The organism is Comamonas thiooxydans (assembly GCF_002157685.2).
GTDB classification, from domain to species: Bacteria; Pseudomonadota; Gammaproteobacteria; order Burkholderiales; family Burkholderiaceae_C; genus Comamonas; species Comamonas testosteroni_H.
In genome coordinates, this window is the sequence record NZ_AP026738.1 from 1930395 (window position 1) to 1957251 (window position 26857).

Sequence of the window (26857 nt, forward strand, 5' to 3'; positions counted from 1 at the left end):
CATGAGTACCGCATGGCCTGCTTTGCGTGAAGAGCTGGATTTGCTTCCCGGTCCTGTGTTGCCCGATGGTCAGCCCAGCTGGACCCTGCATGATCCCGTGCGCAACCTTTTCTTTCAGCTGGACTGGGCCAGCTTTGAGGTGTTCAAGCGTTGGCATCTGGGCGTCGCTGACGCGATTGTGCAAGATGTCTGTGCTCAAACGACATTGACGCTCCATGAGGAAGACGTGAATGCGCTCTTGCAGTTTGCGCAGAGAAATGATCTGTTGGAGCCTCCTCCCAATAGCGCCGATGCGATGGCTGAACGGTGGCAGGGCAGACGCTCAAGCTGGATGCAATGGCTTCTTCATAACTACCTCTTCTTTCGGGTCCCGCTGATCAGGCCTGATCGCTGGCTGACACGATGGGCGCCCTCGCTGGAGTTTCTATTCAGCCGAACGTTTGGCTGGGTCAGCTTGCTGGCTCTGTTTGCCGGGGTCTGGGGCGTTTCACGCTCCTGGGAAACGTTCACGGCCACCCTGGTTGATTCGCTGACCTGGCAAGGACTGCTGGCCTATGGTTTGACGCTAGGGTTTGTCAAGGTGCTTCATGAACTGGGGCATGGTTTGATGGCCAAGCGATTTGGATGCCGAGTTCCGACCATGGGTGTCGCCTTTCTGGTGCTTTGGCCGGTGGCATACACCGATACCAACGAGGTCTGGAAATTGACCCGGCGCGATCAGCGCCTCAAGGTCGCGGGTGCTGGCATCGCAACGGAGCTGATGATTGCCGCATGGGCCTTGCTGGCCTGGGTCTGGTTGCCTGAAGGAGCCCCCAAGTCCATGGCTTTTTTGCTGGCCACTACGACATGGGTCAGCACGCTGGTCATCAATGCAAGTCCGTTCATGCGTTTTGATGGATATTTTCTGTTGTCCGACTTTCTACAGATGCCTAATCTGCACTCACGTGCCTTTGCACTGGCACGCTGGGATCTCAGAGAGAAATTATTCAAGCTCGGTGAGCCTCCCCCGGAGTCTTTTTCCGATGCCAAGCGTCACGGACTCATCTTGTTTGCCTGGGCTACCTGGATTTATCGATTGGTTCTTTTTTTGGGTATTGCCGCCTTGGTCTATCACTTCTTCATCAAGGCGCTGGGCATCTTGCTGTTTCTGGTGGAGATTGTGTGGTTCATTGCCAAACCTCTCTGGTCCGAGATTGCAGCATGGTACTTGCGCTGGCCTCAGATCGTCCGTAGTCGAAGAGCACGTTGGAGTGCCATCGGAGCCTTTGCAGTTATTGCACTTTGCTGGCTGCCTCTGCCTGCCCCAATCCGCACCGAGGGTATGTTGCAATCCAGCGAAATCTGGCCTTTGCATGCGCTTGATGCATCGCAGTTGCAGCAGCAAATGTTTGGCGACGTACGCATGGTCGAGGTTGATGCCCCTGTCTTTATGCTGGACTCCCCGGCTCTCAAGGCCGCGCAGGCTCAAAACGATGCGCAGAGGACCCAGTATTCGCAGCAAATAGCGGCAGCAGGTTTCGACTCCGAGCTGCGCAGGGACTGGCAGGTTCTGCAAGAGCGTCAGCTGCAGGCGGCCATCCAGCAGCAGGCGGTGGAAACCGAAGCAAGCCGCTACCGTCTGAATGCCTTGGGTGCTGGAGTTCTGCGCGACGTGGATCCGGATCTTCGACCGGGAGACTGGCTGGCCCGGAATGAATTGCTGGGTAGAGTCGTGGGCGGCGATCGGCTGGAGGTTCTTGCCTATGTGCAGGAAGAAGATATTCAACGTATCAGCATCGGCGACAGCGCAATTTTTATCGCTGACGCTGGTGTGGGTCCGGTACTGGATTTGACGGTGCGCAGCGTTGATCAGGATGCGAGTCGTACCCTCTCGGAGGCTGCGCTGTCTGCGGTAGCTGGAGGCATGATTCAGGTCCGAAGCATGCAAGGCACCCTATACCCGGAGCGGCCAGTCTACAGAGTGGTGCTGGATGTGGTGACACCGCTTGAAGCAGACGCTGTTTTGCAACACCGCTGGCGTGGCAAGGTCAGCATTCGCGGCCAATGGGACGCGGCTGCGGCGCAGTTTGTGAAAACTGCGACGAGTGTTTTTTGGAGGGAGGCAGGTTTTTAGCTTCGATGAATGACTGCAACAGGCGGCGATTCAACCGGTCGATGCATCCGCCACGCAGCAGTCTGTGGCCGTATTCCTTGGTCGCGCGGAGCTTCACGGAACGAAAGCGGGGTGGCTTGCCGGCCCTTCCTGTCGCAGCAAAGAACGGTGGATGAGGGATAAGAAAGGACGCTGTCAGCGTAAGCCCGCATGGGTGCCCAGCGTCTGCGCGCGCTTTATCCAGGCGGCGCGCTTGGCCGCACTGGACTTGACCACCGGGCCGAAACTGTGCACATGCACGGGCCGGATCCCGCTGAACTCCAGGATGCTCTGCTTCATTTGCCGATGACCTGGTTGGCGCTGTACCCAGCGGTAGTACCACGGAGGGGAATCCATTGTCACAAGCAGTTCGGCAGTGCGGCCGGCCAGCAGGCGGTCCCACAATGCAGAGTTGGCTCGGTATTTGAAGGCGAAACCTGGCAGGAAGATGCGATCGAGAAAGCCCTTGAGCAGCGCCGGTAGCCCGCCCCACCATATCGGGTAGACCCACACCAGGTGTTGCGCCCAGGCAATGTCGAGCTGAGCGCCCTGCAGGTCGGCCTCCAGCGGCTGGCTATGCTCGTATCCGTGGCGCAGGATGGGGTCGAATTGCATTTCGCCCAGCTCCAGCAGTCGGACCTCGGCTCCAGCATGGCGCGCGGCATCGGCATAGGTGCTCGCCAAGGCGGCACATAGACTGTTGGTGGAGGGCTGGCCGAGGATGATCAGGATGCGACGGGACATGGTGATAGAGGCGGGCTTAGTTCGTAAGCAGCCAGCATCACCTTGTCCTTGGGGACAGAGTCAAGCCCCGCAGCGTCAAATGAAGAGTGGCTCTGGTGAACGGCATGTCTTTGCACCGTCGCATGTGCTCAGCTCCATTGACAATGCAGCCAGGGCGATGTCGGCAGCTTGCAGTCGCGCCAGCTCGTCGGCAATGGCGCGTCGCCGGGTCTGGAGCAGCGCCTGGACGGCGGCAGTACCGGCGGGGGTGTCGATGCTGCGTAGCGGCTGTAGCGCAGCCAGGCGAAAACCCAGCGACAGCGCCTGGCGGATCCACTGCACGCGCTGCACATCTTCCAGGTCGTAGTGGCGGTAGCTACCCCGGCGTGCCACGGTGCCGAGCAAGCCGTGCGCCTCATACAGGCGTAGCGCTTTGGGCGTGCAGCCTGTGAGTGCGGCGAGTTCACCGATACGCATAGGTGACTCCCGTGCACTTGGCAGTATGTATCTTTCTTGCTGAAAGCGCTGTTGGCTCAGGGGGCATGAATGCTTGGAGTCGTTTGAATATGTTGTGGGAGTTGTTGATCCATGAATTTCGAGTGGTCGTGACAAGGGGTCCACGGCCATAGCTCTTGTCAGGGGCCATCGTGCGAATTTACGGCAATCCCATGGCGCGATTACAGCAAATTTCGGCGTGGCCCTGGCACTCGACAATCGTCAGGGGTGTCGGCTTGCCCAGTGCGTGTCGGAAATCCTCTGCTAACGGCTTTTCTCTAGTGAGCAATGCCTTGCTGCCACTTCTTATCTGCTCATATTGACTGGGCTCGCTGCAGCAAGCATTGAGGGCGACTATTGGTGCCTCTTGCTAGGCAGAGCAGGGAGGTTTCAAGCTTCCATCGCATACCTTAGCCCTGGGAAGGCCTGGAGGGCGCGAGCAGCCTGGGTGCGCAGCTGGTAAAATCAGCCGATTAACCTGTTTTGGACCGTGTCAATGCTTGTCGATGACTCGGGTTTTTAGTCCGTTGGTCGCGAGCTTGAATCTCGTGGAACCAGCCAGAATACAGGCGCTACAGCTATAGAAGCGGTAGCGCCTTTTTCGTTTACCAGTTTTTCATCGTGCGTGTGGCTGACTCGAACAACAGAGTCGAGTCTGCTGATTTGGCCGTTGAAATAAAATTTCTGCTTGGCGCGTAGACGCTGCGCTGCTGGAAAAATCAAATGAAATCAATCGACTCCGTTAGCCCCACGCAAACCGCAATCCCCAAAGTGGGCTTTGTTTCGCTGGGCTGCCCCAAGGCCTTGACTGATAGCGAGCTGATTCTCACGCAGCTCAGCGCCGAGGGTTACCAGACTTCCAAGACCTTTGAAGGCGCGGATTTGGTCATCGTCAACACCTGCGGCTTCATCGACGATGCCGTCAAGGAAAGCCTGGACACCATTGGCGAAGCTCTGGCCGCCAACGGCAAGGTGATCGTGACAGGCTGCCTGGGTGCCAAGGCTGGCAAAGAGGGGGGCTCCACCATGGTGGCCGAGGTGCATCCCAGCGTGCTGGCAGTCACGGGGCCCCATGCGACGCAGGAAGTGATGGATGCGGTGCACGCTCATCTGCCCAAGCCGCATGACCCGTTCGTGGACCTGGTGCCTGGCAGCTTTGGCGATGCAGGCATCAAGCTCACGCCCAAGCACTATGCCTATCTGAAGATTTCCGAGGGCTGCAACCATCGCTGCACCTTTTGCATTATTCCCAGCATGCGCGGCGATCTGGTTTCGCGTCCGATCGGCGATGTGCTCAAGGAGGCCAAGGCGCTGTTCGAAGGGGGCGTGAAAGAGCTGTTGGTGATCAGCCAGGATACCTCGGCCTATGGTGTGGATGTGAAATACCGCACAGGTTTCTGGGACGGCAAGCCCGTCAAGACCCGCATGCTGGAGCTGGCCGACGAGCTGGGCAAGCTGGCGCAGCAGCACGGTGCCTGGGTGCGTCTGCACTATGTCTACCCCTATCCCACTGTGGATGCGGTCCTGCCCTTGATGGCCGAGGGCAAGATCCTGCCCTACCTGGACGTGCCCTTGCAGCACAGCCACCCCGATGTGCTAAAGCGCATGAAGCGACCCGCATCGGGTGAAAAGAACCTGGACCGTATCCGCGAGTGGCGCAAGATCTGCCCAGAGCTGGTGATTCGTTCCACCTTCATTGCCGGCTTCCCCGGCGAGACCGAGGAGGAGTTCGAGCATCTGCTGGACTTCATTCGCGAAGCGGAGATCGACCGTGCCGGCTGCTTTGCCTACAGCCCCGTCGAAGGCGCCACCGCCAACGAACTTCCCGGCATGCTGCCTGAAGAAGTGCGCGAAGCACGTCGTGCACGCTTTATGGAGGTGGCAGAGGAGGTCTCCACCAAGCGTCTGCAGCGCCGCGTAGGCCAGGTCATGAAGGTGTTGGTGGACAAGGCTGTCAGCCTGGGCAAAAAGGGCGGTGTGGGCCGAACCTATGCCGATGCCCCCGAGATCGACGGCGTGGTTCACATCCAGCCGCCCGAGAAGGCCAGCAAGACCTACAAGGTGGGCGAGCTGATCAGCGTGCGCATCGTGGGCACGCAGGGGCATGATCTGGTGGGCGTTCCGGTTTGAATTTTCATGGCGTCACTGTGCGGCGCCACTTCAATCCAGTAGAGACAAAAAGGCCGCGACTGCGGCCTTTTCTGCATCTGATCTCTTGGCCTCTTTGTTACCGCTCTTGTCTGCCAATGGCCTGTGGGAGATCCTGATGCAATGACGGGCTCAGATTCGGTTCAGATCGGGGCAGCACCGCCTCCGGGGTCGATTTGAGATTCAAGACATGACGTCAGCACGAAGCACTTTTCCAGGGGGAAGCGCCGCAGCATTTGTTGTTCATGTGAGGAATTGCCTTTCTCGGAAGACAGCCTCTTGTCTGTAAAGAGGTTTCCATCGAAAGGTGACGAGCCTGATCTCGGCACTGTATCCACAGTTAGGGCTGCTTGGTTCCCCACCTGACCCGGTTGGCTGCTTCCCCATGCGAGGAGGCCCGTCACTCTCGATTATAGATGCAAAACCGACACAGTTCCGCGAGCCGTGAAATGAGATTCCAGGAGCAGGCTTGTTGGCATGTCCCGGCCCCGTAGAATCAGAGGCTATGTCTTATTTAGTGCTTGCTCGCAAATACCGGCCTCGTACCTTCACTGAAATGGTGGGGCAGGAGCACGTGGTTCAGGCTCTGACCAATGCGTTGACCCAGCAGCGCCTGCACCATGCCTATCTGTTCACGGGCACACGTGGCGTGGGCAAGACCACGGTGTCGCGCATTCTGGCCAAGTCTCTGAATTGCCAGGGCCTGGACGGTAATGGTGGAATCACCGCAACCCCATGCGGGGTCTGCGCGGCATGCACTGAAATCGATAGCGGGCGTTTCCCCGACTACACCGAGCTGGATGCTGCGTCCAACCGTGGTGTGGATGAGGTACAGAGCCTGCTGGAGCAGGCGGTGTACAAGCCGGTGCAGGGGCGCTTCAAGGTCTTCATGATCGACGAGGTGCACATGCTGACAAACACCGCGTTCAACGCCATGCTCAAGACGCTGGAGGAGCCTCCGGAGTATCTGAAGTTCGTGCTGGCCACGACCGATCCGCAGAAGGTGCCTGTCACTGTGCTCTCGCGCTGCCTGCAGTTCAATCTGCGTCCCATGGCGCCGGAGACGGTGCTGGAGCACCTGACCCATGTGCTGGACAAGGAAAGCGTGCCGGCTGAGCCTCAGGCGCTGCGATTGCTGTCGCGCGCCGCGCGTGGCTCCATGCGCGATGCACTGAGCCTGACCGATCAGGCGATTGCCTTTGGCAGCGGGCAGTTGCAGGAGGCGACGGTGCGCCAGATGCTGGGCAGCGTGGACCGCAGCCATGTATTCCGCCTGATCGATGCCCTGGCTCAGGGTCATGGGCGCACGGTGGTTGAAGTCTCCGAAGAGCTGCGTCACAACGGTCTGTCTGCTGCATCGACGCTGGAAGAAATGTGCGCAGTGTTGCAGCGCATGGCTGTGTTGCAGGCCGTGCCCGACATGCCGCTGGATGCTAGCGACCCGGAGGCCGCCGAAGTCGACCGGCTAGCCAGTCTGATGCCGCGCGACGAGACTCAGCTACTCTACAGCATCTGCCTGCACGGGCGCGTCGAGCTGGGACTGGCCCCGGATGAATATGCGGCACTGACCATGGCCCTGCTGCGGCTGCTGGCCTTCAAGCCGGAAAACGCCGAAGCCGGCATGGCTGAAAAAAAAACTCCGGCGCTGAGGCCTAGCCGGCCTGTTGTCCAGGCTCCGGCTCAGATTCAACCGCCTCCGGCGGTGACGGAGAAGCCAGCGGCAGAGGTTCAGGCCTTGCCGTCTGTGCAGCAGCCTGTTGTGCAAGCCGCCCCGGGGCCCGCATCGGAGTCGGCTCTGGCGCAAGAGCCTGTGTCAGTCGCTGGCATGGCCGAGCCGCAACAGCTTCAAGCGGTGGCTGATCGTGAGGATTCAGCTGCGTATTCCGTCGCAAGGCCGGTGATGCAGGCAGTCCCGGAGTCGATCCAGCCGCCAGCTCCTGAAGTGACGCCTGAGCCTGCTTCGGTTCGGCAAAACATGGCTGCTGCGAATCAGGAAGCCGCCACCGAGGTCGAGCAGACACCTGCCGACGATGCGTCCGAGAGCGCCGAGGCCGCCGATATGGTTGACGCTCCCGAAGAGCAGGATGCCAGCGAGGCTGCCTGGGCAGGCATGCCCGATGAGGGCTGGTCTGACGATGGGCGCTGGGGCGATGATGCCGACCTGGATATCGGCCAGCCCTTGCATGTCATGCCGCCCATGGAGTCGGACGAGCCGGCGGCCCAGAGCGCAAGCGGCTATGTCAGCACGGCCCAGGATGCAGCCCCCGTAGAGCGCACAGCCGAGGGTGATCTGTGGTTTGGCGTGGTGCAACAGTTGCTGCAGAGCGAGGCCGTGGTGGCCGTGGCGCGGCAGTTGGCACTGCAGTCGCAGCTTCTGGGTCGTGACGGCGATCTGTGGCTACTGCGCGTGGAGTCCAGCTCGCTGAATCAGGCCGGCACACGTGATCGTCTGCGCGCTGCGCTGGAAGCGGCCGGTCATGCGCGACAATTGCAGGTTGAGCAGGGGCCTGTGACGGACAGTCCTGCCCGTCGACTGGCCCTGGAAAGACAAGCCAGCCAGTTGCTGGCCGAGGACATTGTCAAAAGCAATCTGCAGGTTCAAACCTTGATGCGAGACTTTGGCGCGAAAATCGTGCCCGGTAGCATCAAGCCCATATCTATTCAGCCTGAATAAGGCGTTTCAACAAAAGAAGGAATTCTCATGTTCAACAAAGGACAACTCGCCGGTTTGATGAAGCAAGCTCAGGCCATGCAGGACAACCTGAAGAAGGCTCAGGAAGAGCTGGGCAATATCGAAGTCGAAGGCGAATCCGGTGCCGGTCTGGTCAAGGTCGTGATGACTTGCAAGCATGACGTCAAGCGCATCACCATCGACCCCAGCCTGCTGGCCGAAGACAAGGACATGCTGGAAGACCTGGTGGCTGCCGCCTTCAACGCGGCCGTGCGCAAGGCGGAAGAGACCTCCAACGAGAAGATGGGCAAGATCACTGCTGGTATGCCCGGCCTGCCCGGCGGGATGAAGTTCCCGTTTTAAACGGCTCCCCCCTGTGCGGCGAAGCCGCTTCCCCCTGAGGGGGACGGCAGCCTCGCTGCGCGGCGGCGCTTGCTTGCTGCCTCTGGCTTGGGGCATGCCAGCGTTGAGTGCAGTGTGCGAAATCCTGCATTCAAATATCAGGCGATCTCCGGGTCGCCTTTTTTCTGGTGACTGAAAGGACAAGCCTGTGTCTGATGTGCAATCTCTGGACGCCTTGATCGAGGCCTTGCGCCGACTGCCGGGCGTGGGCATCAAGTCGGCGCAGCGTATGGCGTTTCATTTGCTGCAGCGTGATCAGGCTGGTGCGCTGCAGCTGGCGCGGGCGTTGGATTCTGCGGTGAACTCTGTTCATCACTGCGAGCGCTGCCATACGTTTACGGAAGGCGCGATCTGCAGCATCTGTGATGACGCCGGGCGCGACGGGGCTCGGCTGTGCGTGGTCGAGGCTCCGGCCGATCTGGCTGCCATGGAGCGCACGGGGGCCTATCAGGGCTATTACTATGTGCTGATGGGGCGACTGTCCCCGCTCGACGGCGTGGGTCCCAAGGAAATCGGCATGAAGCAGTTGCTGGAGCGTGCCTGTGATGGCGTGGTGCAGGAGGTGATTCTGGCCACCAGCTTCACGGCAGAGGGCGAGGCCACAGCCCATGCTGTCAGCGAGGCGCTCAAGTCGCGCGGCATTCTGGTTACGCGGCTGGCGCGTGGTGTGCCGATAGGCAGCGAACTTGAATATGTGGATCTCGGCACGATTGCCCACGCGCTGGTGGACAGGCGCTGAAAATATCGCTTGAATTGGCTGCCAGCGCTTTGAAATCAGGCGTGTGCTGCTATTGATTTCTTTGAGAGAGCAGAAATAAAAAAGCCCGCTGGTTTTTGCGAACAGCGGGCTTTTTTGCGGGCGGCGAAGCTTATTTGCGCTTCTTGGCCGGTGTACCGCCACGAGCCTTGGGTTCGCTCTTGCCGCCACGGGGAGCGGGCGCGCTGCTGGCTCTGGCGTTCTTGCTGGCGGCTGCCACCTTGCTGCCGCCACGGGTGTTGCGGGCTGACTCGCGTGGGCTGTCGTTGGCTTCGGCGCGTGCGCTGCGGGCGGCGCGGCTGGGCAGGTAGGCAATCAGCGACTGGCCGGGGCGCAAGGATGCCGTGGACTTGAGGTCGTTCCAGTCCGCGAGGTTGGAGACGCTGATGCCATAGCGGCTGGCCACGCTGACCAGGGTATCGCGCTTGCGCGCCTTGACCGTGGTACGCACGGTCACGACTTCAGGGGCGAAGGAGATCTGACCGTTGTCTGCCACATGGCCGGGCACATCGGTCTTGACATTGGCATCGCGCGGCACCATCAGGGTCGAGCCGGCCTTGATCAGCATGCGCGGCGGGATGTTGTTGATGGCGCGCAGGTCGGCTTCGCCCAGGCCTGCGCGCTGGGCGGCTTCGGCCACGGTGATGGTGGTGGGCACGGTCCATACCGTCCAGCTGGCAAACTGGCCTTCGCTATAGGCCTGCAGATTGCGGCGGAAAACCTTGGCGTTGTCCCAGGGCAGCAGCACCTGTGGCGTGGCGCGCGCAAAGATCACCGGTTTGTGAAAGCTGGGGTTGAGTGCCTTGAAGTCCTTGACGCTGACATCGGCCAGCTTGGCCACCAGCTCCACGTCGATGTCGTGCGGCAGATCCACGGCCTGGAAATAGGGGTGGTTCTCGATGATGGGAAGCTCGGTGTTGAACTTCTCGGGTTCGGCCACGATGTTCTTGACGGCTTGAAGCTTGGGCACGTAGTTGCGGGTTTCGGCCGGCATCTGCAGGTCGAGGTAGCCGGCGGGCTGGCCCAGCTTTTCATTGCGCTTGATGGCGCGGCCCACGCTGCCTTCGCCCCAGTTATAGGCGGCCAGGGCCAGATGCCAGTCGCCGAACATGTTGTAGAGCTTTTGCAGATAGTCGAGCGCGGCACGGGTCGAGGCCAGCACATCGCGGCGATCGTCGCGGAAGACATTCTGCTTGAGGTCGAAATAGGTGCCCGTGGCCGGCATGAACTGCCACATGCCGGCGGCCTTGGCGCTGGATACGGCCTGAGGGTTGAAGGCGCTCTCGATGAAGGGCAGCAGCGCCAGCTCTGTCGGCATATTGCGGCGCTCCAGCTCCTCGACGATGTGGAACAGGTATTTGCTCGACCGCTCCGTCATGCGCTGGATGTAGTCGGGGCGCGTGGCATACCACTGCTCCTGGTTCTGGACCAGATCCTGCTCAAGGTTGGGCATGGCAAAGCCCTTGCGGATACGCACCCAGAGGTCGCCCGTGGCTTCCAGTTCTGCGACTTCGGAGCTGCCGACTTTGCCCTGGCCCAGGGGTTTGAGCGGGCCGTTCGGATACATGGGGTCGACGCTGCTGGTGGTGGCGCAGCCGGTCAATATCAGTGCGCTTGTCAGCAGCAGGGTGGATAGCAGCTTCATCAGAAAACGTTTTTCCATTGGCGCAGGGTGCCCAGCACGCTGGCGGGGTCCTCGGGCCTGGTTTGGGGATCATGGTGCACGGCGGCTGCGATCACGTCGGCAGCGCGGCTTCGCATGAACGGGTTGATGGCCAGCTCGGTCTGCAATGTGGAGGGCAGCGTGGGCTGCCCGCTTTTGCGCAGTTGCTGGCAATGTTCCAGATACTGAGCCAGTTCCGGGTTGTTTGGTTCCACGGCCTGCGCAAATCGCAGGTTGGAAATTGTGTATTCATGTGCGCAGCACACCAGCGTGTTGGCGGGCAGGGCGGCAAGTGCGTCCAGCGAAGCCTGCATCTGCGCTGCCGTGCCTTCGAAAAGGCGGCCGCAGCCGCCCGAGAACAGTGTGTCGCCGCAGAACAGCAGAGGCTGGTCTTGCGCCTGGGTGCTGAAGAAGGCGATATGACCGCTGGTGTGTCCCGGCACATCAATGACCCGCCAGGGGCCTCCGAGCAGCTCCACGCTGTCGCCACCCTGCACTCGCGTGACGGGCTCGGGCAGGGACTCGTAGGCAGGGCCCCAGACGGGGGCACCGGTGGCCGCGCGAATGGCGTCAATGCCGCCCACATGGTCGGCATGATGGTGGGTGACTAAAATGCCCTGCAGTTTCAGACCCCGCTGTGCCAATGTGCTCAGCACAGGCTCGGCCTGACCCGGATCGACGACCACGGCATGTTCTGCATCGTGGAGCATCCAGATGTAGTTGTCGGAAAAAGCGGGAATGGGCAACAGGTTCATGAGCTGCAAAATTATAGAGATGCATCACTGGACGGATTCAGCCCTCGGGCACTATCTCCTGGAATGGGAGCAGCAGCGCTTTGACGAGGCGGTGGCCGATATCTTTGGCTACCATGCCTTGCAGCTGGGCTTGCCACAGCTGCAAGGCCTGCGCGGCAACCGCATGCCTCATCGCTGGCTGGCGCTGGAGGGCCTCGATCCTGTTCCGGATGCAAAAGCAGGCACTGTAGCGCAAGCGAAGGCGACCGCAGTGTCGCCGCCGCTGCCGCCCGCTGATGAAGCACAGAATTTTGCCCCGTTGATGCCGGCGCTCAGAACCGCCCCGGAAGCCCTGCCTTTTGCCGAGGCCAGCCTCGACCTGCTGCTGATGCCGCATACGCTGGAGGCTTGCAACGATCCGCATGCCGCGCTGCGCGAGGCTGCGCGCGTGCTGGTGCCGGAAGGCAGACTGGTGATCAGCGGGCTGAACCCCTCCAGTCTGCTGGGCTTGCAGCGCCGGGTGGAGCGCAGTGCGGGTTATTTGCCGGACCTGAGCCTGGGTGTGGGCTACTGGCGTTTGCGCGATTGGCTGCGATTGCTGAGCTTCGAGATCGAAGCAGTGCAATTTGGCTGTTATCGTCCTGCCACTCAAAGTGAAAAGTGGCTGAGCCGCTGGCAGTTCATGGAAGGCCTAGGCCACCGCTGCTGGCCGGTGATGGGGGGCGTCTATTGCGTGGTGGCCGTCAAGCGTGTGCAGGGCATGCGGTTGATGAGCCCGAGCTGGCGCAAGAGCAGCGTGCCGGCCGGAATGAAGGCGCCCGTGACCCAGAGGCAGCCGCCGGACATGTCCTGGCGTAACAAGGAAGAAAATTGAATCAAGTTGTGATCTATACCGATGGTGCCTGCAAGGGCAATCCCGGCCCCGGCGGCTGGGGCGCATTGCTGCAGGCCGGATCGGCGCAGAAAGAACTCTTCGGTGGTGAACTGGGAACCACCAATAACCGCATGGAACTCAAGGCCGTGATCGAGGCGCTGTCCGCGCTCAAGCGTCCCTGCGATGTGGTGCTGTATCTGGACAGTCAGTACGTGCGCAAAGGCATTACCGAGTGGATACAGGGCTGGAAGGCCAAGGGCTGGGTTACCGCTTCCAAGGAACCCGTCAAGAATGTCGAACTCTGGAAGCAGCTGGACGCGCTGGTGCAGGGCAGCGGCCACCGTATCGACTGGCGCTGGGTCAAGGGTCATGCCGGAGACCCCGGCAATGAGCGCGCCGATGCGCTGGCCAACAAGGGCGTGGAGTTGGCGCTCAAGAACGGCTGAGCCAGGAGCCGGGCCAGCTGCGCTGGCTCAGTTCGTGATCTGTGCCAGCGCTTCTTGGATCTGCTGCTCGGATTCGGGGCGCACGATGCGTGCCACTTCCTTGCCGTCACGCAGAAAAATCAGCGTGGGCCAGAGCTTGACGCGATAGCTGCGGCCCAGAGGCCGGCCGGGACCGTCTTCCACCTTGATGTGCGCCACTTCCGGCTGGGCCGCCAGCGCAGCCTGCAACAGCGGCTGGGCGCGCTGGCAGTGGCCGCACCAGGGGGTGCCGAATTCCAGCAAGTTCGCGCCCTTGAGCGCATCGATGGCCTGCCTTGTGGGTTCTGTGGCCCAGTGGGTGGCTTGGTATGGCATGAAATATTTCCCAGAATGGATCGAGGGTCGAGGATCAGGCGGCAAGTCTGTCTTCAGATCAGACCCTGCAGCAGCAGGATGTTGACGGATTCTCCGGGCTGGACATCGCCACGCGCATCGTCCAGCACGATGATGCAGTCGGCTGCGACCATGGAGCTGAGCACCCCCGAGCCTTGCGGGCCCGTGGTGCGCACTGCGGCCTGACCCTTCTCGTCGAGTTCGAGCACGCCGCGCAGATATTCGGTACGGCCGGGGCGTTTGCGCAGGCGCTCGCTGCTGATCGCCTGCAGCAATGGCACGGGGGCGCCGCGTTCGCCTGCCAGCATGGCCAGGGCTGGGCGCACAAACATCAGAAAGCTCACCATGGCGGCCACCGGGTTGCCGGGCAGTCCCAGAAGCACCGCAGGGCGTTGGGTGGGTGGTGTATTGCCCTGACTTTGGGAGCTGTTTGCGCTTGTCTTGATCGGGATGCCTGCCGATTTGGTCAAGGAGATCCCGCCGGCGGGAGCGAGCAGCCCCACTGCCAGTGGCCGACCGGGGCGCATGGCCACACGCCAGAACTGCACGGTGCCCAGGCGCTGCAGCATCGCGCGGGTGTGATCGGCCTCGCCGGTGCTGATGCCGCCACTGGTCAGCACCACATCGGCCAGGGTGGCTGCTTCGCGCAGGCGCTCTTCCAGCGCGGTCGGCTCATCGGGCACGGCCCCCAGGTCCAGCACATGGGCGCCCAGGCGGCGTAGCAGCGCCTGCAGGCTGAAGCGGTTGCTGTCGTAGATGGCTCCCTCGCGCGGTTCGGCGCCGGGGCTCAGCAGCTCGTCTCCGGTGGAGAAGTAAGCCACGCTGAGTCTGCGCCGCACGCTGACCTGGCCCAGTCCCAGGCTGGCCAGCAGACCCAGGGCGGCCGGTGTGAGCCGCTGGCCGGCCTGCAGCGCCACAGAGCCTTGCTCCAGGTCTTCGCCGCGCAGGCGACGATTGGCGCCCGCATGCAGGGCACAGCCGTCAAACTGAATGCACTCCTCGCCAGCGCTGGCCTGCTCATGGGCGACTACGGTATCCGCACCCACAGGCATGACGGCGCCCGTCATGATTTTCACGCATTGGCCTGCTCCAAGCCGGCCTTGCCACGGCCCGCCGGCCAGAGCCGTTCCCACCACACGCAGCATCAGTGGCTGGCCGGGCCGCACCTGCTCCAGTTCGCTGCCGGCAAAGGCATAGCCGTCCATGGCGCTGTTGTCATGAGGGGGGACATTGACGGGGCAGATCACATCGGCTGCCAGCACACGATCCAGAGCATCGGGCAGGGCGACGGTTTCCAGCTCGGCGACCGCACCCAGCGGCTGCAGCAGCGCCTGCAGCTGTTGCAGCACCTGGTCAGTGGTCAGCGTCTGGGCGCTGGTGGAGGCGGCAGGTTGAAAAGTCGCAGTCATAACAGCAAAAAATAAAAAAACCTCATGACGGGATGCGGCCATGGGGCTGCGTGGCACTTTACGCTTTTGACTTGACGTGCCGGTGAATCAGGATGGGCGTTCGGTGGCGATTTGCTCCAGATCAAGCAACTGGGCCAGCGTGTTGGCGTTGCTGAAGGCCTGCTCGTCTCCGGGACGGTCAAATACGGCCTGGGCGTTATGATGCTGGCCGGTCCAGGCGTCAATCTTGCGGCCGCCGCCGATGATGAAGCGCTCCAGGCTGGAGGCGAGCCCTGCCCGAAGCAGGCAGAACACGGGCTGGGGGCGCAGCTGTGGCGGCTGACCCGGCCGGGCATGCTCGGTATCCCAGCCGTGAGCGATGACGATATCGGCATCGCCGCGCGACGCCAGCATTCGCGTCGCCAGATCAAGGGGCAGTAGCGGCGTATCGCAGGGCACGCACAGCAGCCATGGCGTGCGGCAATGCGCGAGGCCGGCCATGAAGCCCGCCAACGGGCCGGGGTAGTCGGGCAGGCTGTCGGGGCAGACCTCGGCAGCCAGTGGCTGGCCCAGCTCGGCATAGGCTGCTGCATTCCGATTGGCATTGATGAGCAGGGGGCCGACCTGCGGTGCCAGGCGTTGCAATGCATGCAATGCCAGTGGCAAGCCTTGAAAGCTCTGCAGGCCCTTGTCCACGCCTCCCATGCGCGCGCCGCGCCCTCCAGCCAGCACGCAACCGGTGATCTGTTCAGGGGTGATGCGTGAGTCAGCCACCGATATAGCTCATCTCGATGCGCCGACCTTGCCGCACCGGCGCCACATCGGGCGGCATCTCGCTGCGCAGCTGGGAGTAGCGATCGTCGCGCTGTTGCCAGATGGGGGCGATGGCGGCTGCAATCTCGGCATCGCTGGCACCGGTGCGCAGCAGGCTGCGCAAGTCCCAGCCCTGGCTGGCGAACAGGCACAGATAGAGCTGGCCCTCTGTGGACAGGCGTGCGCGGTTGCAGTCGCCGCAGAAAGCGTGGGTCACACTGCTGATGACGCCCACCTCGCCCAGCTGCTGATCATATTGACCGCTGGCGTCGGCATAGCCCCAGCGCACGGCGGTCTCGCCGGGGGCGCTGGGCGCCAGCGGGATCAGCGGCAGCTCGGCACGCAGGCGCGCTATGACCTCGTCCGAGGGCAGAACCTCGTCCATGCGCCAGCCGTTGGTGGCACCCACGTCCATGTATTCGATGAAGCGCAGTGTGATTCCCGTGCCGCGGAAATAGCGGGCCATGGGCAGGATCTGGTCGTCATTGGTGCCGCGCTTGACCACCATGTTCACCTTGATGTGCGACAGGCCCGCGGTCTGTGCAGCCTCGATACCGGCCAGCACATCGGTCACGGGGAAGTCCACATCGTTCATGCGCCGGAACACGGCGTCATCCAGACCGTCAAGGCTGACGGTCACGCGATTCAGGCCGGCGTCCTTCAGGGCGCGTGCCTTGCGCGCCAGCAGCGAGGCGTTGGTGGTCAGTGTCAGGTCCAGCGGCTGGCCATCGGGCGTGCGCAGCTCGGCCAGCTGGGCAATCAGGGCTTCGATGTTCTTGCGCAGCAGCGGCTCGCCGCCAGTCAGGCGCAGCTTGCGCACGCCATGGGCGACAAAAAGCCTGGCCAGGCGCGTAATTTCCTCGAAGCTCAACAGCGAGCTGTGGGGCAGATATTGGTAGTTCTTGTCGAAGACTTCCTTGGGCATGCAGTAGTTGCAGCGGAAGTTGCAGCGGTCGGTGACGCTGATGCGCAGGTCGCGCAAAGGCCGTCCCCATTGATCCTGCAGCAGCCCGGTGGGGGCCTGCAGGGGGCTGGGGACGATTGCGCTGCGGGCTGCCGCACGCTCATCGACCAAGGGGATCACACGTTCTGCCATGTGCTCGATTGTGCCGCAAGAGCGAAGTCCGGGCCGGCTGCGGGCTTGTTGTGGGCTATCAAAATTGATAGCTGGTAGCGCTTGATGGTATTGTGGATCAGTCTTTTACAGTGGTTTCCACGGGTTGCTGAGCGAGCGGCTTCCAGCCCTTGAACTCGGGGTAGAACTCGGCGACGCCAGGGCCGTTGAAGTCCCAGCCCAGGCACTGGCCCAGATGGCGTGGCGGCAGGCCCGAGCCATTGGGGCCGAACTGGTTGAGCACGGTGTGAAAAGCGGGCGTTGCCATATTGAACAGCAGCTCGCGCAGATGCGTGCAGCCCACTACCCCGCCCAGATTGTCGGCAATGGCGCGGCGCCAGCCGCGGGCTATGCAGCAGCCCACCATCTTCTGCATGGACTTTGTGGCCTGGGGGCAGTGGCCCAGAGGGTGATCGTCCATGGCGGCATCTATGCCATGGACCACCATGTCGGCATCGATGGTCAGGCGGATCCACATGTGATGAATCGGCTTGCCCGCTGGCACTTTGCGGCGGCCATGAAGCTCGATGTCATAGGTTTTCTGGTCGATCAGCTCGGCTTCCACGTCCCACATGCCGTCATCACGGGCATAGCCCCGGTATTTGACGTCGCGCATATTGATGGGGACTGGCTTGCGGCTGGCACTGGGAGGCAGGGGCATGGGGTATCCGTTGTTATGGCGGGCGACAACGACGGCATGTCGGAGCTCGGCTGGGTCGCCCGCGATGATCTTGAGCCGGGTCTGGTGCATCAGACCCGATTTCATTATCAAAGAGATAGCAGGCTTGTCCAGCACCAGGCGGACAGCGGGGCGGGGGCAACCCCGAGCCAGGCCGAAAGCGCCTAGCTGCTCGTGGGGATTTGCCCGGTGAGTGCTGCGGCCTTGAGTGCGGCCAGGTCGAGAACTTCCAGCTTGCCGCGCCGCAGTTGCAGCCAGCCGGCCTGCTGCAACTCCTGCAGGATCTGGTTGGTGGTCTGGCGTGACAGGCCCAGCATGCGTGCGATCTGCTCCTGGGAGACGGCCAGCTCGCGGTGGGTGCGCATGCGGTCGGCCCATTGCTCATGGCCCATGGCCATCTGCACCAGACGGCACATCACGCGCTGCGGTGCAGGCAGCACGGTCTGCTCCTCCAGCGCGATCAGGCTGGCACGCAGCTTGTGGGTCAGCAGCAGGGCCATATAGCGCCAGCAATGCGGGTTGGCATCCAGCCATTCGCGCAGCGGCGGTATAGGGATATGCAGCAGGGCGCAGGCGGTGTTGGCGCAGGCGTCGTGGGTGCGGGGCTCGCCATCGAAGAGGGCGATCTCTCCCAGCCAGCTCGGCGGCTCGATCAAGGTCAGCAAAGCCGTGCGGGTGTTTTCCTGAAGCGCTGCTGTGCCGGAGATGCTGAGCGAGCCCCTGGCCACCGCATACAGGCCGCAGGGGGCATCGCCGCGGCGAAACAGCCATTCGCCGGCGGTCAGCAGCCTTGGCTGGGCCAGTTGCTGCATCTGGGCGGTCAATTCCGGCGGCAGCGAGCGGAACCAGCGGCCGGCCTGCACGATGGCCCAGAGATCATTGGAGTTGACATGCTCGAAGCTGCCGCGCTTGCGTGCAGTGGGCACTGAGGCCAGTACAGGCCTGGGTGAAGGGTTTAGCGCTTGTGTCGGTGGCATGACAGACGGCAAGGTTGATGCTGCGCCACCATGCTCTGACAAGCGACCAGGAGATACAGCGATGAAAACCCTAATCGATCAACTGTCCAACTACGCCAACTATCACCGCGACCCGCGCAATATCGTCACGCACTACATCGGTGTGCCCATGATCATGCAGGCGGTGGTGATTCTGCTGGCCAGGCTGCAATGGGGAGCGCCTGGCGGTATGCCGATCTCGCTGGCCCTGCTGGCAGCGGTTGCTGCGGCAGTGTATTACTGGCGGCTCGACGGGCGCTATGGCCTGTTCATGAGCGTGTTGCTGGCCGCCATGCTGGCGCTTGCCACTCCCATCGCCGCCCAGCCCGTGGGGAGCTGGCTGGCCTGGGGGCTGGGCCTGTTTGCGCTGGGCTGGGTGATCCAGTTCATCGGTCACTACTGGGAAGGTCGCAAGCCCGCTTTTCTTGATGATGTGATGGGTCTGCTGATAGGCCCGCTGTTTGTGGCGGCCGAGCTGGGTTTTGCCCTGGGGCTGCGCAAAGAGGTGCAGGCGGCGGTGGAGCAGCGCAGCGGGCCCGTGCGTCGCCGGCATCCGGTGAGCGCCTGACATGCTCTTGTTCTGAGAGCTGACACTTCTCTATGGGTATTGGTTTGAGTGGGTTTTCATGGCTGCAGCGGGCGAGGCTGCTCGGCGGGAATACACGACTGCACGCGCATCTTTCAAACATGTAATGCCAGCGTTAGGGTCATGCGCCTAAAATCGCGGGCTGACCCTCAGGTGCCGATGCTTTGTTGGCTCTGGCGGGCTTTTTGTATTACTTCTCCCAACCATCATGTCTCTGAACAATGTGACCCCCGGCTCCAAGACGCCTGAAGTCTTCAACGTCGTCATCGAAATCTCGGCCAACTCGGCTCCCGTGAAGTACGAAGTGGACAAGGAATCCGGCTGCCTGTTCGTGGATCGTTTCCTGGGCACTGCCATGCACTATCCCGTGAACTACGGCTATGTGCCCCAGACCCTGTCTGGCGACGGCGACCCCGTGGACGTGCTGGTGATGACTCCCTTCCCCCTGCCCAGCGGCGTGGTGGTGCCCTGCCGTGCCATCGGCATTCTGGAGATGGAAGACGAGTCCGGCGTCGACGGCAAGGTTCTGGCCGTTCCCACACAGAAGCTGCTGCCTTCCTACGACAAGATCAACCACCTCAGCGACATCCATGAGCTGACCCTGCAGCAGATCGCTCACTTCTTTGAGCACTACAAGGATCTGGAAAAGGGCAAGTGGGTCAAGGTTCTGGGTTGGAAGGGTGTGGATGCGGCACACAAGGAAATCGTGGACGGTATCGCCAACTACAAGGGCTGATCCAAACTAGTAAAGGGTCTCTAACCTTTACTTGCAGAGAAGCCTCGCTATCTGCATCTATACAATTTGAAACGCACCCGGCGGACCTCGCTTGGTGCGTTTTTTATTGCCTGTATCGATATATACGAGGGGATGCGCATGAGTTGGAAGATTTCGGACTGGCGCGTGGGGACCAAGTTGGGCATCAGCTTTACGGCGCTGGTGTTGTTGTCTGCATTGCTCGGCCTGGTGGCCTGGTTGCAGCTGTCCAGCATTCATGCAGCGGGCCGTGAGGTTTCCGAAGTGGCGCTGCCCAGCGTTTACAACGCTGCCTCCATGCGCTCCGAGTACAACCGGCTGCGCCGCCATGAGGCAGGCATCGCCACTGCCCGCACCCTGGTCGAGATCGAAGGCTACGAGCAGCAGATCCAGCAGCGCCTGAAAACCATTGCCGAGCAGGAGAAAGTGGTCAGCGACCTGATTGCCAGCCAGCCGCTGCGCGAGGCCTACGAGGGTTATCGGACCAACAAGGCGAATTTCCTGAAGCTGCACGAGCAGTTGCTGGCGCGGGCGCGCGATGGCGACTACAACACCGTGGACAGCCAGGCAGGCATGGCCGACGAGCTGGGGCTGTTTTTTGCAGGGCTGTCCGAACAGGCCTTCAGCCAGCTGGCGGAAAGCACGGGCAAGCTGATGACGCTGCAGCTCGAGAACGCGGCTCTGGCCCAGCAGGCCGAGAAGTCCAGTTTCGAGCTGGCCCGCTACTGGCTGGTCGGTACGCTGGCGCTGGTGGTGCTGTTTGCCGCCGTGGTCGGCATTGCGATGACACGCGCCATCACGGCTCCCGTGGCCACGGCCGTTGAGCTGGCGCAGGCCGTGGCTGCCGGCAGGCTGGGCATGGTGGTGAAGAACCAGCGCCGCGATGAAATGGGCTTGCTGCTCAATGCGCTGGAAGACATGCGTCGGCAACTGTCCTCCGTGGTCCAGGATGTGCGCGGCAATGCCCATGGCGTGGCCCTGGCGTCCAGCGAAATCGCTCAGGGCAATGCGGATCTTTCGGCGCGCACCGAAAGCCAGGCCAGTGCCCTGGAGGAAACGGCGGCCTCCATGGAGCAGCTGGGTTCGACCGTGCGCCAGAACGCCGACAACGCCCAGACAGCCAATCAAATGGCAAAGAATGCCTCCGATGTCGCGGGTCGCGGCGGGGATGTGGTTGCCCAGGTGGTGGACACCATGAAGGGCATCAACGACAGTAGCCGCCAGATCGCCGACATTATCGGCGTCATCGACTCGATTGCCTTCCAGACCAATATCCTGGCCCTGAATGCGGCCGTGGAAGCCGCGCGTGCCGGCGAGCAAGGCCGTGGCTTTGCCGTGGTGGCGGGCGAGGTGCGCACGCTGGCCCAGCGCAGCGCCGAGGCGGCCAAGGAAATCAAGCAGCTCATCCATGCCAGCGTGGAGCGCGTGGAGCAAGGCTCGCAGCTGGTGGACAAGGCCGGTGCCACCATGGCCGAAATCGTGACGGCCATAGGCCGCGTGACCGACATCATGGGCGAGATCAGCGCGGCCAGCCGCGAACAGAGCCAGGGCGTGGCCCAGGTGGGTGAAGCCGTCACTCAGATGGATCAGACCACGCAGCAGAATGCGGCCCTTGTGGAGCAGAGCGCGGCGGCCGCCGATTCTTTGCAGCGCCAGGCCAAGGCGCTGGTCGATTCGGTGGCGATTTTTCAGTTGGGGAATCAGGCACAGAGCTTTGCCGCTGCGACGCTGAAAAATCGGGTCGAGCCGGTTGCAAAGGCCGGCATGAGCGCTGGCCCGCGGGCTGCAGCGTTAGCCGATCAAGGCCTGGGCAAGGCTATGTCTGCCCCGGTCAAAACGGCTCAGCCCGCTTTGACCAATGACCAGGATTGGGAGCAGTTCTGAGGTCGAGGTATTGCCGGTTTCAACGACTTCCGTCTCAAAACCCCGATAGCGAATGCTGTCGGGGTTTTTTACAAGCTTTCTTCAAACTGTCTTGATATTGATCAAGAAGAGGGGTGGCTTGATGCTTTTTCAAGGCTATGTAGGTTGCTATGGCATCGAGAATCTCTGTTGTCACTGATTGGTAACTTTCAGTAACTCGAGTGCGGCGTAAGTGACTGCCTACATGACTGTAGGCTCTTGAAGATAGGCAAGGAATATGAAACTGGAAACAATTGAAAACATATAAACCGGTATCAAGGAGCATTCCATCTCTGGTATGCCATTCAGAGAGATATTTCCCGATAGAGCAGAAAATTGAATCCTTGTGCTTCGTGGGCATGGATTCAAAAGAAGTATTTATAAAAACTAATTGGTAATAGAGGGAGGTGCAATCAATGAAAAGCATCAAAATCTCCACGCGGATTCTTGGTACGTTCGGAGTTCTGGTCTTGCTGCTGGTCGTGGTGGTTGCCATGGCATTGCTGCAGCTGCGCTCCATGCGCTCCAGCGCTGAAACCATCACCGGCAATGCCCTGCCCAGTGTGGAAGTGATCAATACACTCAATACTGACCTGGCGCGCACCCGCTTGCTCGAGTTGCGACATGTCAATAATGACGAGCCCAGCTATATGGCTCAGGTGGAAGCTCAATTCGAGCAATTGCAGAAACACCTGGCAGAGGCAAAAAAGCTCTATGAACCTTTGATTGTCACTGCCGAGGAGCGCGAGCTCTACGCTCAGTTCCTGCGCGAACGGGAACGTTACGTCGAGTTGAACAAGCAACTGTTCGAAATTTCGCGTCGAGGCGATAAAGAGCAGGCCAAGCAATTGCTGGGAGGCGAATCTCTCAAGCTCTATGACCTGTCTTCGGCGACGCTGCAAAAACTGATCAAGTTCAACAGCGATGTGGCAAGGGGCGAGACTCTGGCTTCGGAGGGGGTTTACGACCGGGCTGTGAGCATGCTTGCCTTGGCTGCCGTGATTGCGGTGCTGGTGGCTGCAGGGGCAGGCATCTGGCTGGTGCGTTCCATCCGTACGCCGCTGGAGCAGGCGGTGCAGGCCGCGGATCGTGTGGCCAATGGGGATCTGAGCGGCGTCATCCGCGTGGAGCGACAGGACGAAACAGGCCGCTTGCTCAGCGCCCTGGAGCGTATGCAAAGCAGTCTGGTGCAGACCGTGCGCTCGGTACGCCAGAACGCGGAAGGCGTGGCCTCGGCCAGTTCGCAGATTGCCTCGGGCAATGCCGATCTCTCCGGTCGTACCGAGGAGCAGGCCAGTGCGCTGGAGGAAACCGCCGCCTCCATGGAGCAGTTGGGCTCTACCGTGCGCCAGAACGCCGACAACGCCCGTGCCGCCAATCAAATGGCGGTGAATGCTTCCCAGGTGGCTGCGCAGGGCGGTGCCGTGGTGGCCGAAGTGGTGGAAACCATGAAGGGCATCAACAACAGCAGCCAGCAGATTGCCGACATCATCACCGTTATCGACTCCATCGCCTTCCAGACCAATATCCTGGCGCTGAATGCGGCCGTGGAAGCGGCGCGAGCCGGTGAGCAGGGTCGTGGTTTTGCCGTGGTGGCGGGCGAGGTACGCACCCTGGCCCAGCGCAGTGCCGAGGCCGCCAAGGAAATCAAGGCCTTGATCAGCACCAGCGTGCAGCGGGTGGAGCAGGGCACGCAGCTGGTGGACAAGGCCGGTGCCACCATGGCCGACATCGTGTCGGCGATCAGCCGGGTGACGGATTTGATGGCCGAGATCAGTGCCGCCAGCCAGGAGCAGAGCCAGGGTGTGGCCCAGGTTGGCGAGGCGGTGACGCAGATGGATCAGACGACGCAGCAAAACGCGGCGCTGGTGGAGGAAAGTGCTGCCGCCGCCGGTGCGCTGCGCAAGCAGGCGCAGGATCTGGTTCAGGCAGTGGCGGTCTTCCAGTTGCCTGCCAGTGCGCTTTATGACCAGGCGCCCAAGGCTGCAGCCCGTGCTGCGGCGCCGGCTGTGGTTGCTGCTGCCGCCCCGGCGCGTCAGGCACCTGTCCGTCGTGTGGCCGCCCGTCCTGCCCCCATGCCGGCAGCCCCGCGCTCTTTGATGGGGGGGGCTGTTGCTGGCGAATCCGCTACTGCCCGTAATGTGCAAAAGTCCTCGCTGGATGAGGATGACTGGGAAACCTTCTGAATGTCTCCTGGAGACTGAGCGTCAAGGCCGCTGCAAAGCGGCCTTTTTTTTGTCTCCGCCTTCAGGCCTTGCGCAGCGGACTATGGGATTGCAGCTCTTCCACATACTGGGCCATGCCTTCGCTCTCGCGCTGCAGGAAGCGCTCGATGGCATCGGCAAAAGCGGGATGGGCCACCCAGTGGGCGCTCGGTGTTTCCACGGGCAGCAGCGCGCGGGCCATCTTGTGCTCGCCCTGGGCGCCGCCTTCGAAGCGGTCAAAGCCGTTGGCGATGCACCATTCGATGGGCTGGTAGTAGCAGGCTTCGAAATGCAAGCTGTCGACCCGCTCCAGAGCGCCCCAGTAGCGGCCATAGGCGATCTTGCTATTGATAGCAGCTTGCGCTTGTCTGTCCTCAAGAAACAATGGTTCTGATTCTGAAATCGTTTGCTGAAAATCGGTAATAGCTATCAAACTTGAGGCGACAGGCTGTCCGTTGCGCTCGGCGATGAACATCACCCAGTTCTCGGGCATGGCCGAGGCCATGGCGGCAAAGAACTCCGGTGTCAGATATGGCGGGTTGCCATGTTCCAGGTAGGTGCGCTCATAGCAGCGGTAAAAGAAGGACCAGTCCTGCGCACCGATGTCGCTACCCTGCATGGCTTTGAAGCTCACGCCGGCTTCGCGTATCTTGCGTCGCTCCTGGCGGATTTTCTTGCGCTTTTCCTGGTTCAGCGAGCCCAGAAAGTCGTCGAAGTCCTTCCAGCGGGACGGTGCTGTCGCAGTGCCGGCGCAGGTCTGCATGCTGGCGGGCGGCGTGTTCGTCCAGTGAAACTGCACTGTGCTGCGCGGCATCCAGCCGGCTGCGGCGCAGGCGGCAAGATCGTCGGCATCGCCAAACAGCAGGTGCAGCGATGACAGCTGCTGCTCGGCTGCCCAGGCCTGGACGGCATGCACCAGCGCTACGCGCAATGCCTGGCTGCGTGCCAGAAGGCGGGAGCCTGGCACGGGCGTGAAGGGGACGGCCAGCAATCCCTTGGGGTAGTAAGGCAGGCCATGCTGCTGATAGGCGCGCGCCCAGGCCCAGTCAAACACATATTCGCCGTAGGAGTGGGTCTTGATATAGAGGGGGCAGGCCGCCAGCAGCTCATCGCCGTCCCAGACGGTGATGACCCGGGCGATCCAGCCCGTATCGGGCGTGGCGCTGCCGCTTTGCTCCATGGCTGCCAGGTATTCGTGGCGCATGAAGGGTGTGGGCGTGGATTGAGAGGCCAGCAGCACATTCCAGGTTTGTGCGTCCAGCTGCTGCACGCTGGCAAGCACGCGAGTGATAATCTTGTTTTCGGCCATGCCCTGATTGTCGCGGGGGCTGGTGGCCTCACCGCCTAGCTTGCTTTTCATGACGCTTTCCATTTGCTGTGCCCAACGCAATTTTGTTGTGGGAGACCTCTCTGGCAATGTCCAGAAAATCATTGCCGCTGCTGCTGAAGCTTATGCCAACGGTGCCCGCCTGCTGCTCACGCCCGAGCTGGCCCTGTGCGGCTATGCGGCTGAAGACCTGTATCTGCGTCCGGCTTTTCTGGAAGCCTGCGATGCGGCCCTGCAGCAGTTGCAGCAAGCCAGTGCCCAATGGCCGGGGCTGGCGCTGGTCATCGGTCACCCGCAGCGCGATGCGCAAGGTGAAAAACTGTTCAACGCTGCCAGCGTGTTGCGCGATAGTCAGCAGATTGCGTGCTATTTCAAGCAACTGCTGCCCAATTTTGGCGTGTTCGACGAACAGCGCTACTTTGCGGCCGGTGCGGAAAGCTGTGTCTTCGAGCTGGACGGCATCCAGATCGGACTGCTGATTTGCGAAGACGCCTGGCATGCCGGCCCTGCGCGGGCGGCTGTGGCCGCAGGCGCCCAGTTGCTGGCCGTCATCAATGCCTCGCCGTTCCATAGCGGCAAGCCCTCCGAGCGCGAGGCGGTGATTGCGCAGCGCGCCATGGAAAATGCGGTTCCCCTGGTGTATGCCCATCTGGTAGGCGGCCAGGATGAGGTCGTGTTCGATGGTTGCTCGTTCGCGGTGGACGCCAGCGGCCAGGTGGCGGCTCGCGCGGCAGCTTTCGAGGAAGAGCTGCCCATGGTGGCTGCGCAGCTGGTGGATGGGGGCGTGACGCTGAAGGGGCAAGTCAGGCTCCAGCTGAACCACCACCATGCGCTTTGGTCTGCGCTGGTGCTGTCCGTGCGCGACTATGTGGGCAAGAACCGCTTTCCCGGCGCACTCATAGGCCTGTCGGGCGGCATGGACTCGGCCCTGGTGCTGGCCATCGCCGTGGACGCTCTGGGGGCGGACAAGGTGCGCACGGTCATGATGCCTTCGCCCTACACGGCCGATATCAGCTGGCTGGATGCGCGCGAGATGTCCGAGCGCGTGGGCGTGCAGCACGAAGAAATCGATATCGCGCCGCAGTTCGAGGCCTTCAAGGCAGCGCTGGCTGGCACTTTTGCCGGACGCGCCGAAGACACGACCGAGGAAAACCTGCAAGCCCGTATTCGCGGCACCCTGCTGATGGCCATGAGCAACAAGTTTGGCTCCATCGTGCTGACCACGGGCAACAAGAGCGAGATGTCCACCGGCTACTGCACGCTGTACGGCGACATGGCCGGCGGCTTTGCCGTCATCAAGGATGTGTTCAAGACCGAGGTTTTTGCGCTGGCCCGCTGGCGCAATGCCAACGATCCCTTCGGCACGGGGCTCGATCCCATTCCCGAGCGCATCATCACGCGTCCGCCCAGTGCCGAGTTGCGCCCCGATCAGAAGGATCAGGACAGCCTGCCGGACTACGAGGTGCTGGATGCCATCGTGTCCCGCTACATGGAAAACAATGAGAGCATAAGCTCCATCGTCGCCGAGGGTTTTGCGCCAGCGGATGTGGAGCGGGTCACGCGTCTGATACAAATCAACGAGTACAAGCGTCGCCAGGCGCCGGTCGGTCCACGCCTGACATTGCGCAGCTTTGGCAAGGACTGGCGCTACCCCATCACCAACAAATTTCGCGCCTGAG

The 26857-nt window shown here is 61.8% G+C and carries 24 protein-coding genes and 1 other RNA gene; 12 read left to right on the forward strand and 13 right to left on the reverse strand.

Features of this window, described 5'->3' with window-relative positions; genetic code table 11:
- Position 1 precedes the first annotated feature (1 nt).
- Positions 2–2113 (forward strand): site-2 protease family protein, encoded by a 2112-nt coding sequence (locus CTR2_RS08865; protein ID WP_176391688.1) that lies wholly within the window; start codon positions 2–4, stop codon positions 2111–2113.
- A gap of 174 nt (positions 2114–2287) precedes the next feature.
- On the opposite strand, the gene CTR2_RS08870 is transcribed toward CTR2_RS08865, so the two are convergent.
- Positions 2288–2875 (reverse strand): NAD(P)H-dependent oxidoreductase, encoded by a 588-nt coding sequence (locus tag CTR2_RS08870; protein WP_087084366.1) that lies wholly within the window; start codon positions 2873–2875, stop codon positions 2288–2290.
- Between the two features lie 75 nt (positions 2876–2950).
- Positions 2951–3331 carry a MerR family transcriptional regulator gene (locus CTR2_RS08875; protein ID WP_087084365.1) on the reverse strand — a complete coding sequence of 127 codons (381 nt, stop codon included), beginning with the start codon at positions 3329–3331 and terminating at the stop codon, positions 2951–2953.
- A gap of 741 nt (positions 3332–4072) precedes the next feature.
- On the opposite strand from CTR2_RS08875, the gene rimO reads away from it, so the two are divergent.
- A complete protein-coding gene (rimO, locus tag CTR2_RS08880) occupies positions 4073–5479 on the forward strand; it encodes a 30S ribosomal protein S12 methylthiotransferase RimO (RefSeq protein WP_087084364.1) in 1407 nt (468 codons plus the stop codon).
- A 324-nt stretch (positions 5480–5803) separates the two neighbouring features.
- On the opposite strand, the gene ffs is transcribed toward rimO, so the two are convergent.
- An RNA gene (ffs, locus tag CTR2_RS08885) (signal recognition particle sRNA small type) lies at positions 5804–5899 on the reverse strand.
- Positions 5900–6002: 103 nt separating this feature from the next.
- Between ffs and dnaX the strand changes: the two genes are divergently transcribed.
- From dnaX to recR, 3 genes are all read left to right on the forward strand, one after another.
- On the forward strand, positions 6003–8171 hold the full coding sequence (gene dnaX, locus CTR2_RS08890) for a DNA polymerase III subunit gamma/tau (RefSeq protein ID WP_087084363.1): 2169 nt from the start codon (positions 6003–6005) through the stop codon (positions 8169–8171).
- 27 nt (positions 8172–8198) lie between these two features.
- Positions 8199–8531, forward strand: a complete 333-nt coding sequence (locus tag CTR2_RS08895; RefSeq protein WP_003066189.1) for a YbaB/EbfC family nucleoid-associated protein — start codon at positions 8199–8201, stop codon at positions 8529–8531.
- Positions 8532–8718: 187 nt separating this feature from the next.
- A complete protein-coding gene (gene recR, locus CTR2_RS08900; protein WP_003066191.1) occupies positions 8719–9309 on the forward strand; it encodes a recombination mediator RecR in 591 nt (196 codons plus the stop codon).
- Positions 9310–9439: 130 nt separating this feature from the next.
- On the opposite strand, the gene CTR2_RS08905 is transcribed toward recR, so the two are convergent.
- Positions 9440–10972: a transglycosylase SLT domain-containing protein gene (locus CTR2_RS08905; protein ID WP_046460686.1), complete on the reverse strand. Its 1533-nt coding sequence runs from the start codon at positions 10970–10972 to the stop codon at positions 9440–9442.
- Positions 10972–11745, reverse strand: a complete 774-nt coding sequence (gene gloB / locus CTR2_RS08910) for a hydroxyacylglutathione hydrolase (RefSeq protein WP_087084362.1) — start codon at positions 11743–11745, stop codon at positions 10972–10974. Before gloB ends, CTR2_RS08905 begins: the two co-directional genes overlap by 1 nt.
- A 19-nt stretch (positions 11746–11764) precedes the next feature.
- Here gloB and CTR2_RS08915 point away from each other — a divergent pair, with 19 nt between their 5' ends.
- Both CTR2_RS08915 and rnhA read left to right on the forward strand, forming a co-directional pair.
- Positions 11765–12598 carry a class I SAM-dependent methyltransferase gene (locus CTR2_RS08915; RefSeq protein ID WP_012837791.1) on the forward strand — a complete coding sequence of 278 codons (834 nt, stop codon included), beginning with the start codon at positions 11765–11767 and terminating at the stop codon, positions 12596–12598.
- Entirely contained in the window at positions 12595–13044 is a 450-nt protein-coding gene (rnhA, locus tag CTR2_RS08920) for a ribonuclease HI (RefSeq protein WP_003056672.1), read from the forward strand. The genes CTR2_RS08915 and rnhA overlap by 4 nt, the downstream gene beginning before the upstream one ends.
- A 27-nt stretch (positions 13045–13071) precedes the next feature.
- On the opposite strand, the gene CTR2_RS08925 is transcribed toward rnhA, so the two are convergent.
- From CTR2_RS08925 to CTR2_RS08950, 6 genes are all read right to left on the reverse strand, one after another.
- The gene (locus tag CTR2_RS08925; protein WP_012837792.1) at positions 13072–13398 is read right to left on the reverse strand and encodes a thioredoxin family protein; all 327 of its coding nucleotides are present in this window, start codon (positions 13396–13398) and stop codon (positions 13072–13074) included.
- Between the two features lie 53 nt (positions 13399–13451).
- Complete coding sequence (moeA, locus tag CTR2_RS08930) at positions 13452–14825, reverse strand: molybdopterin molybdotransferase MoeA (RefSeq protein ID WP_087084361.1); 1374 nt, start codon at positions 14823–14825, stop codon at positions 13452–13454.
- Positions 14826–14912: 87 nt separating this feature from the next.
- The gene (mobA, locus tag CTR2_RS08935; protein WP_087084360.1) at positions 14913–15578 is read right to left on the reverse strand and encodes a molybdenum cofactor guanylyltransferase MobA; all 666 of its coding nucleotides are present in this window, start codon (positions 15576–15578) and stop codon (positions 14913–14915) included.
- Positions 15571–16713 carry a GTP 3',8-cyclase MoaA gene (gene moaA, locus CTR2_RS08940; RefSeq protein WP_087084359.1) on the reverse strand — a complete coding sequence of 381 codons (1143 nt, stop codon included), beginning with the start codon at positions 16711–16713 and terminating at the stop codon, positions 15571–15573. Before moaA ends, mobA begins: the two co-directional genes overlap by 8 nt.
- A 97-nt stretch (positions 16714–16810) precedes the next feature.
- A complete protein-coding gene (locus CTR2_RS08945; protein WP_087084358.1) occupies positions 16811–17497 on the reverse strand; it encodes a DUF2889 domain-containing protein in 687 nt (228 codons plus the stop codon).
- Positions 17498–17574: 77 nt separating this feature from the next.
- Positions 17575–18387, reverse strand: coding sequence for a Crp/Fnr family transcriptional regulator (locus CTR2_RS08950; protein WP_254913405.1), 813 nt, complete (start codon positions 18385–18387; stop codon positions 17575–17577).
- A gap of 61 nt (positions 18388–18448) precedes the next feature.
- Here CTR2_RS08950 and CTR2_RS08955 point away from each other — a divergent pair, with 61 nt between their 5' ends.
- The 3 genes from CTR2_RS08955 to CTR2_RS08965 all read left to right on the forward strand — a co-directional run bounded on the left by CTR2_RS08955 (position 18449) and on the right by CTR2_RS08965 (position 21629).
- The gene (locus tag CTR2_RS08955) at positions 18449–18973 is read left to right on the forward strand and encodes an Mpo1 family 2-hydroxy fatty acid dioxygenase (protein ID WP_087084356.1); all 525 of its coding nucleotides are present in this window, start codon (positions 18449–18451) and stop codon (positions 18971–18973) included.
- Positions 18974–19199: 226 nt separating this feature from the next.
- Positions 19200–19727, forward strand: a complete 528-nt coding sequence (gene ppa, locus CTR2_RS08960) for an inorganic diphosphatase (protein WP_003056663.1) — start codon at positions 19200–19202, stop codon at positions 19725–19727.
- A 138-nt stretch (positions 19728–19865) separates the two neighbouring features.
- Positions 19866–21629 carry a methyl-accepting chemotaxis protein gene (locus tag CTR2_RS08965; RefSeq protein ID WP_087084355.1) on the forward strand — a complete coding sequence of 588 codons (1764 nt, stop codon included), beginning with the start codon at positions 19866–19868 and terminating at the stop codon, positions 21627–21629.
- Positions 21630–21663: 34 nt separating this feature from the next.
- On the opposite strand, the gene CTR2_RS08970 is transcribed toward CTR2_RS08965, so the two are convergent.
- Positions 21664–22074, reverse strand: a complete 411-nt coding sequence (locus tag CTR2_RS08970; RefSeq protein WP_140401064.1) for a hypothetical protein — start codon at positions 22072–22074, stop codon at positions 21664–21666.
- Here CTR2_RS08970 and CTR2_RS08975 point away from each other — a divergent pair.
- Positions 22064–23833 (forward strand): methyl-accepting chemotaxis protein, encoded by a 1770-nt coding sequence (locus CTR2_RS08975; RefSeq protein ID WP_087084354.1) that lies wholly within the window; start codon positions 22064–22066, stop codon positions 23831–23833. The genes CTR2_RS08970 and CTR2_RS08975 overlap by 11 nt on opposite strands.
- A 61-nt stretch (positions 23834–23894) precedes the next feature.
- Here CTR2_RS08975 and CTR2_RS08980 read toward each other — a convergent pair whose 3' ends face one another.
- On the reverse strand, positions 23895–25211 hold the full coding sequence (locus tag CTR2_RS08980) for a GNAT family N-acetyltransferase (RefSeq protein ID WP_176391687.1): 1317 nt from the start codon (positions 25209–25211) through the stop codon (positions 23895–23897).
- Here CTR2_RS08980 and CTR2_RS08985 point away from each other — a divergent pair.
- A complete protein-coding gene (locus CTR2_RS08985) occupies positions 25210–26856 on the forward strand; it encodes an NAD+ synthase (RefSeq protein WP_087084353.1) in 1647 nt (548 codons plus the stop codon). The genes CTR2_RS08980 and CTR2_RS08985 overlap by 2 nt on opposite strands.
- Position 26857 lies beyond the last annotated feature (1 nt).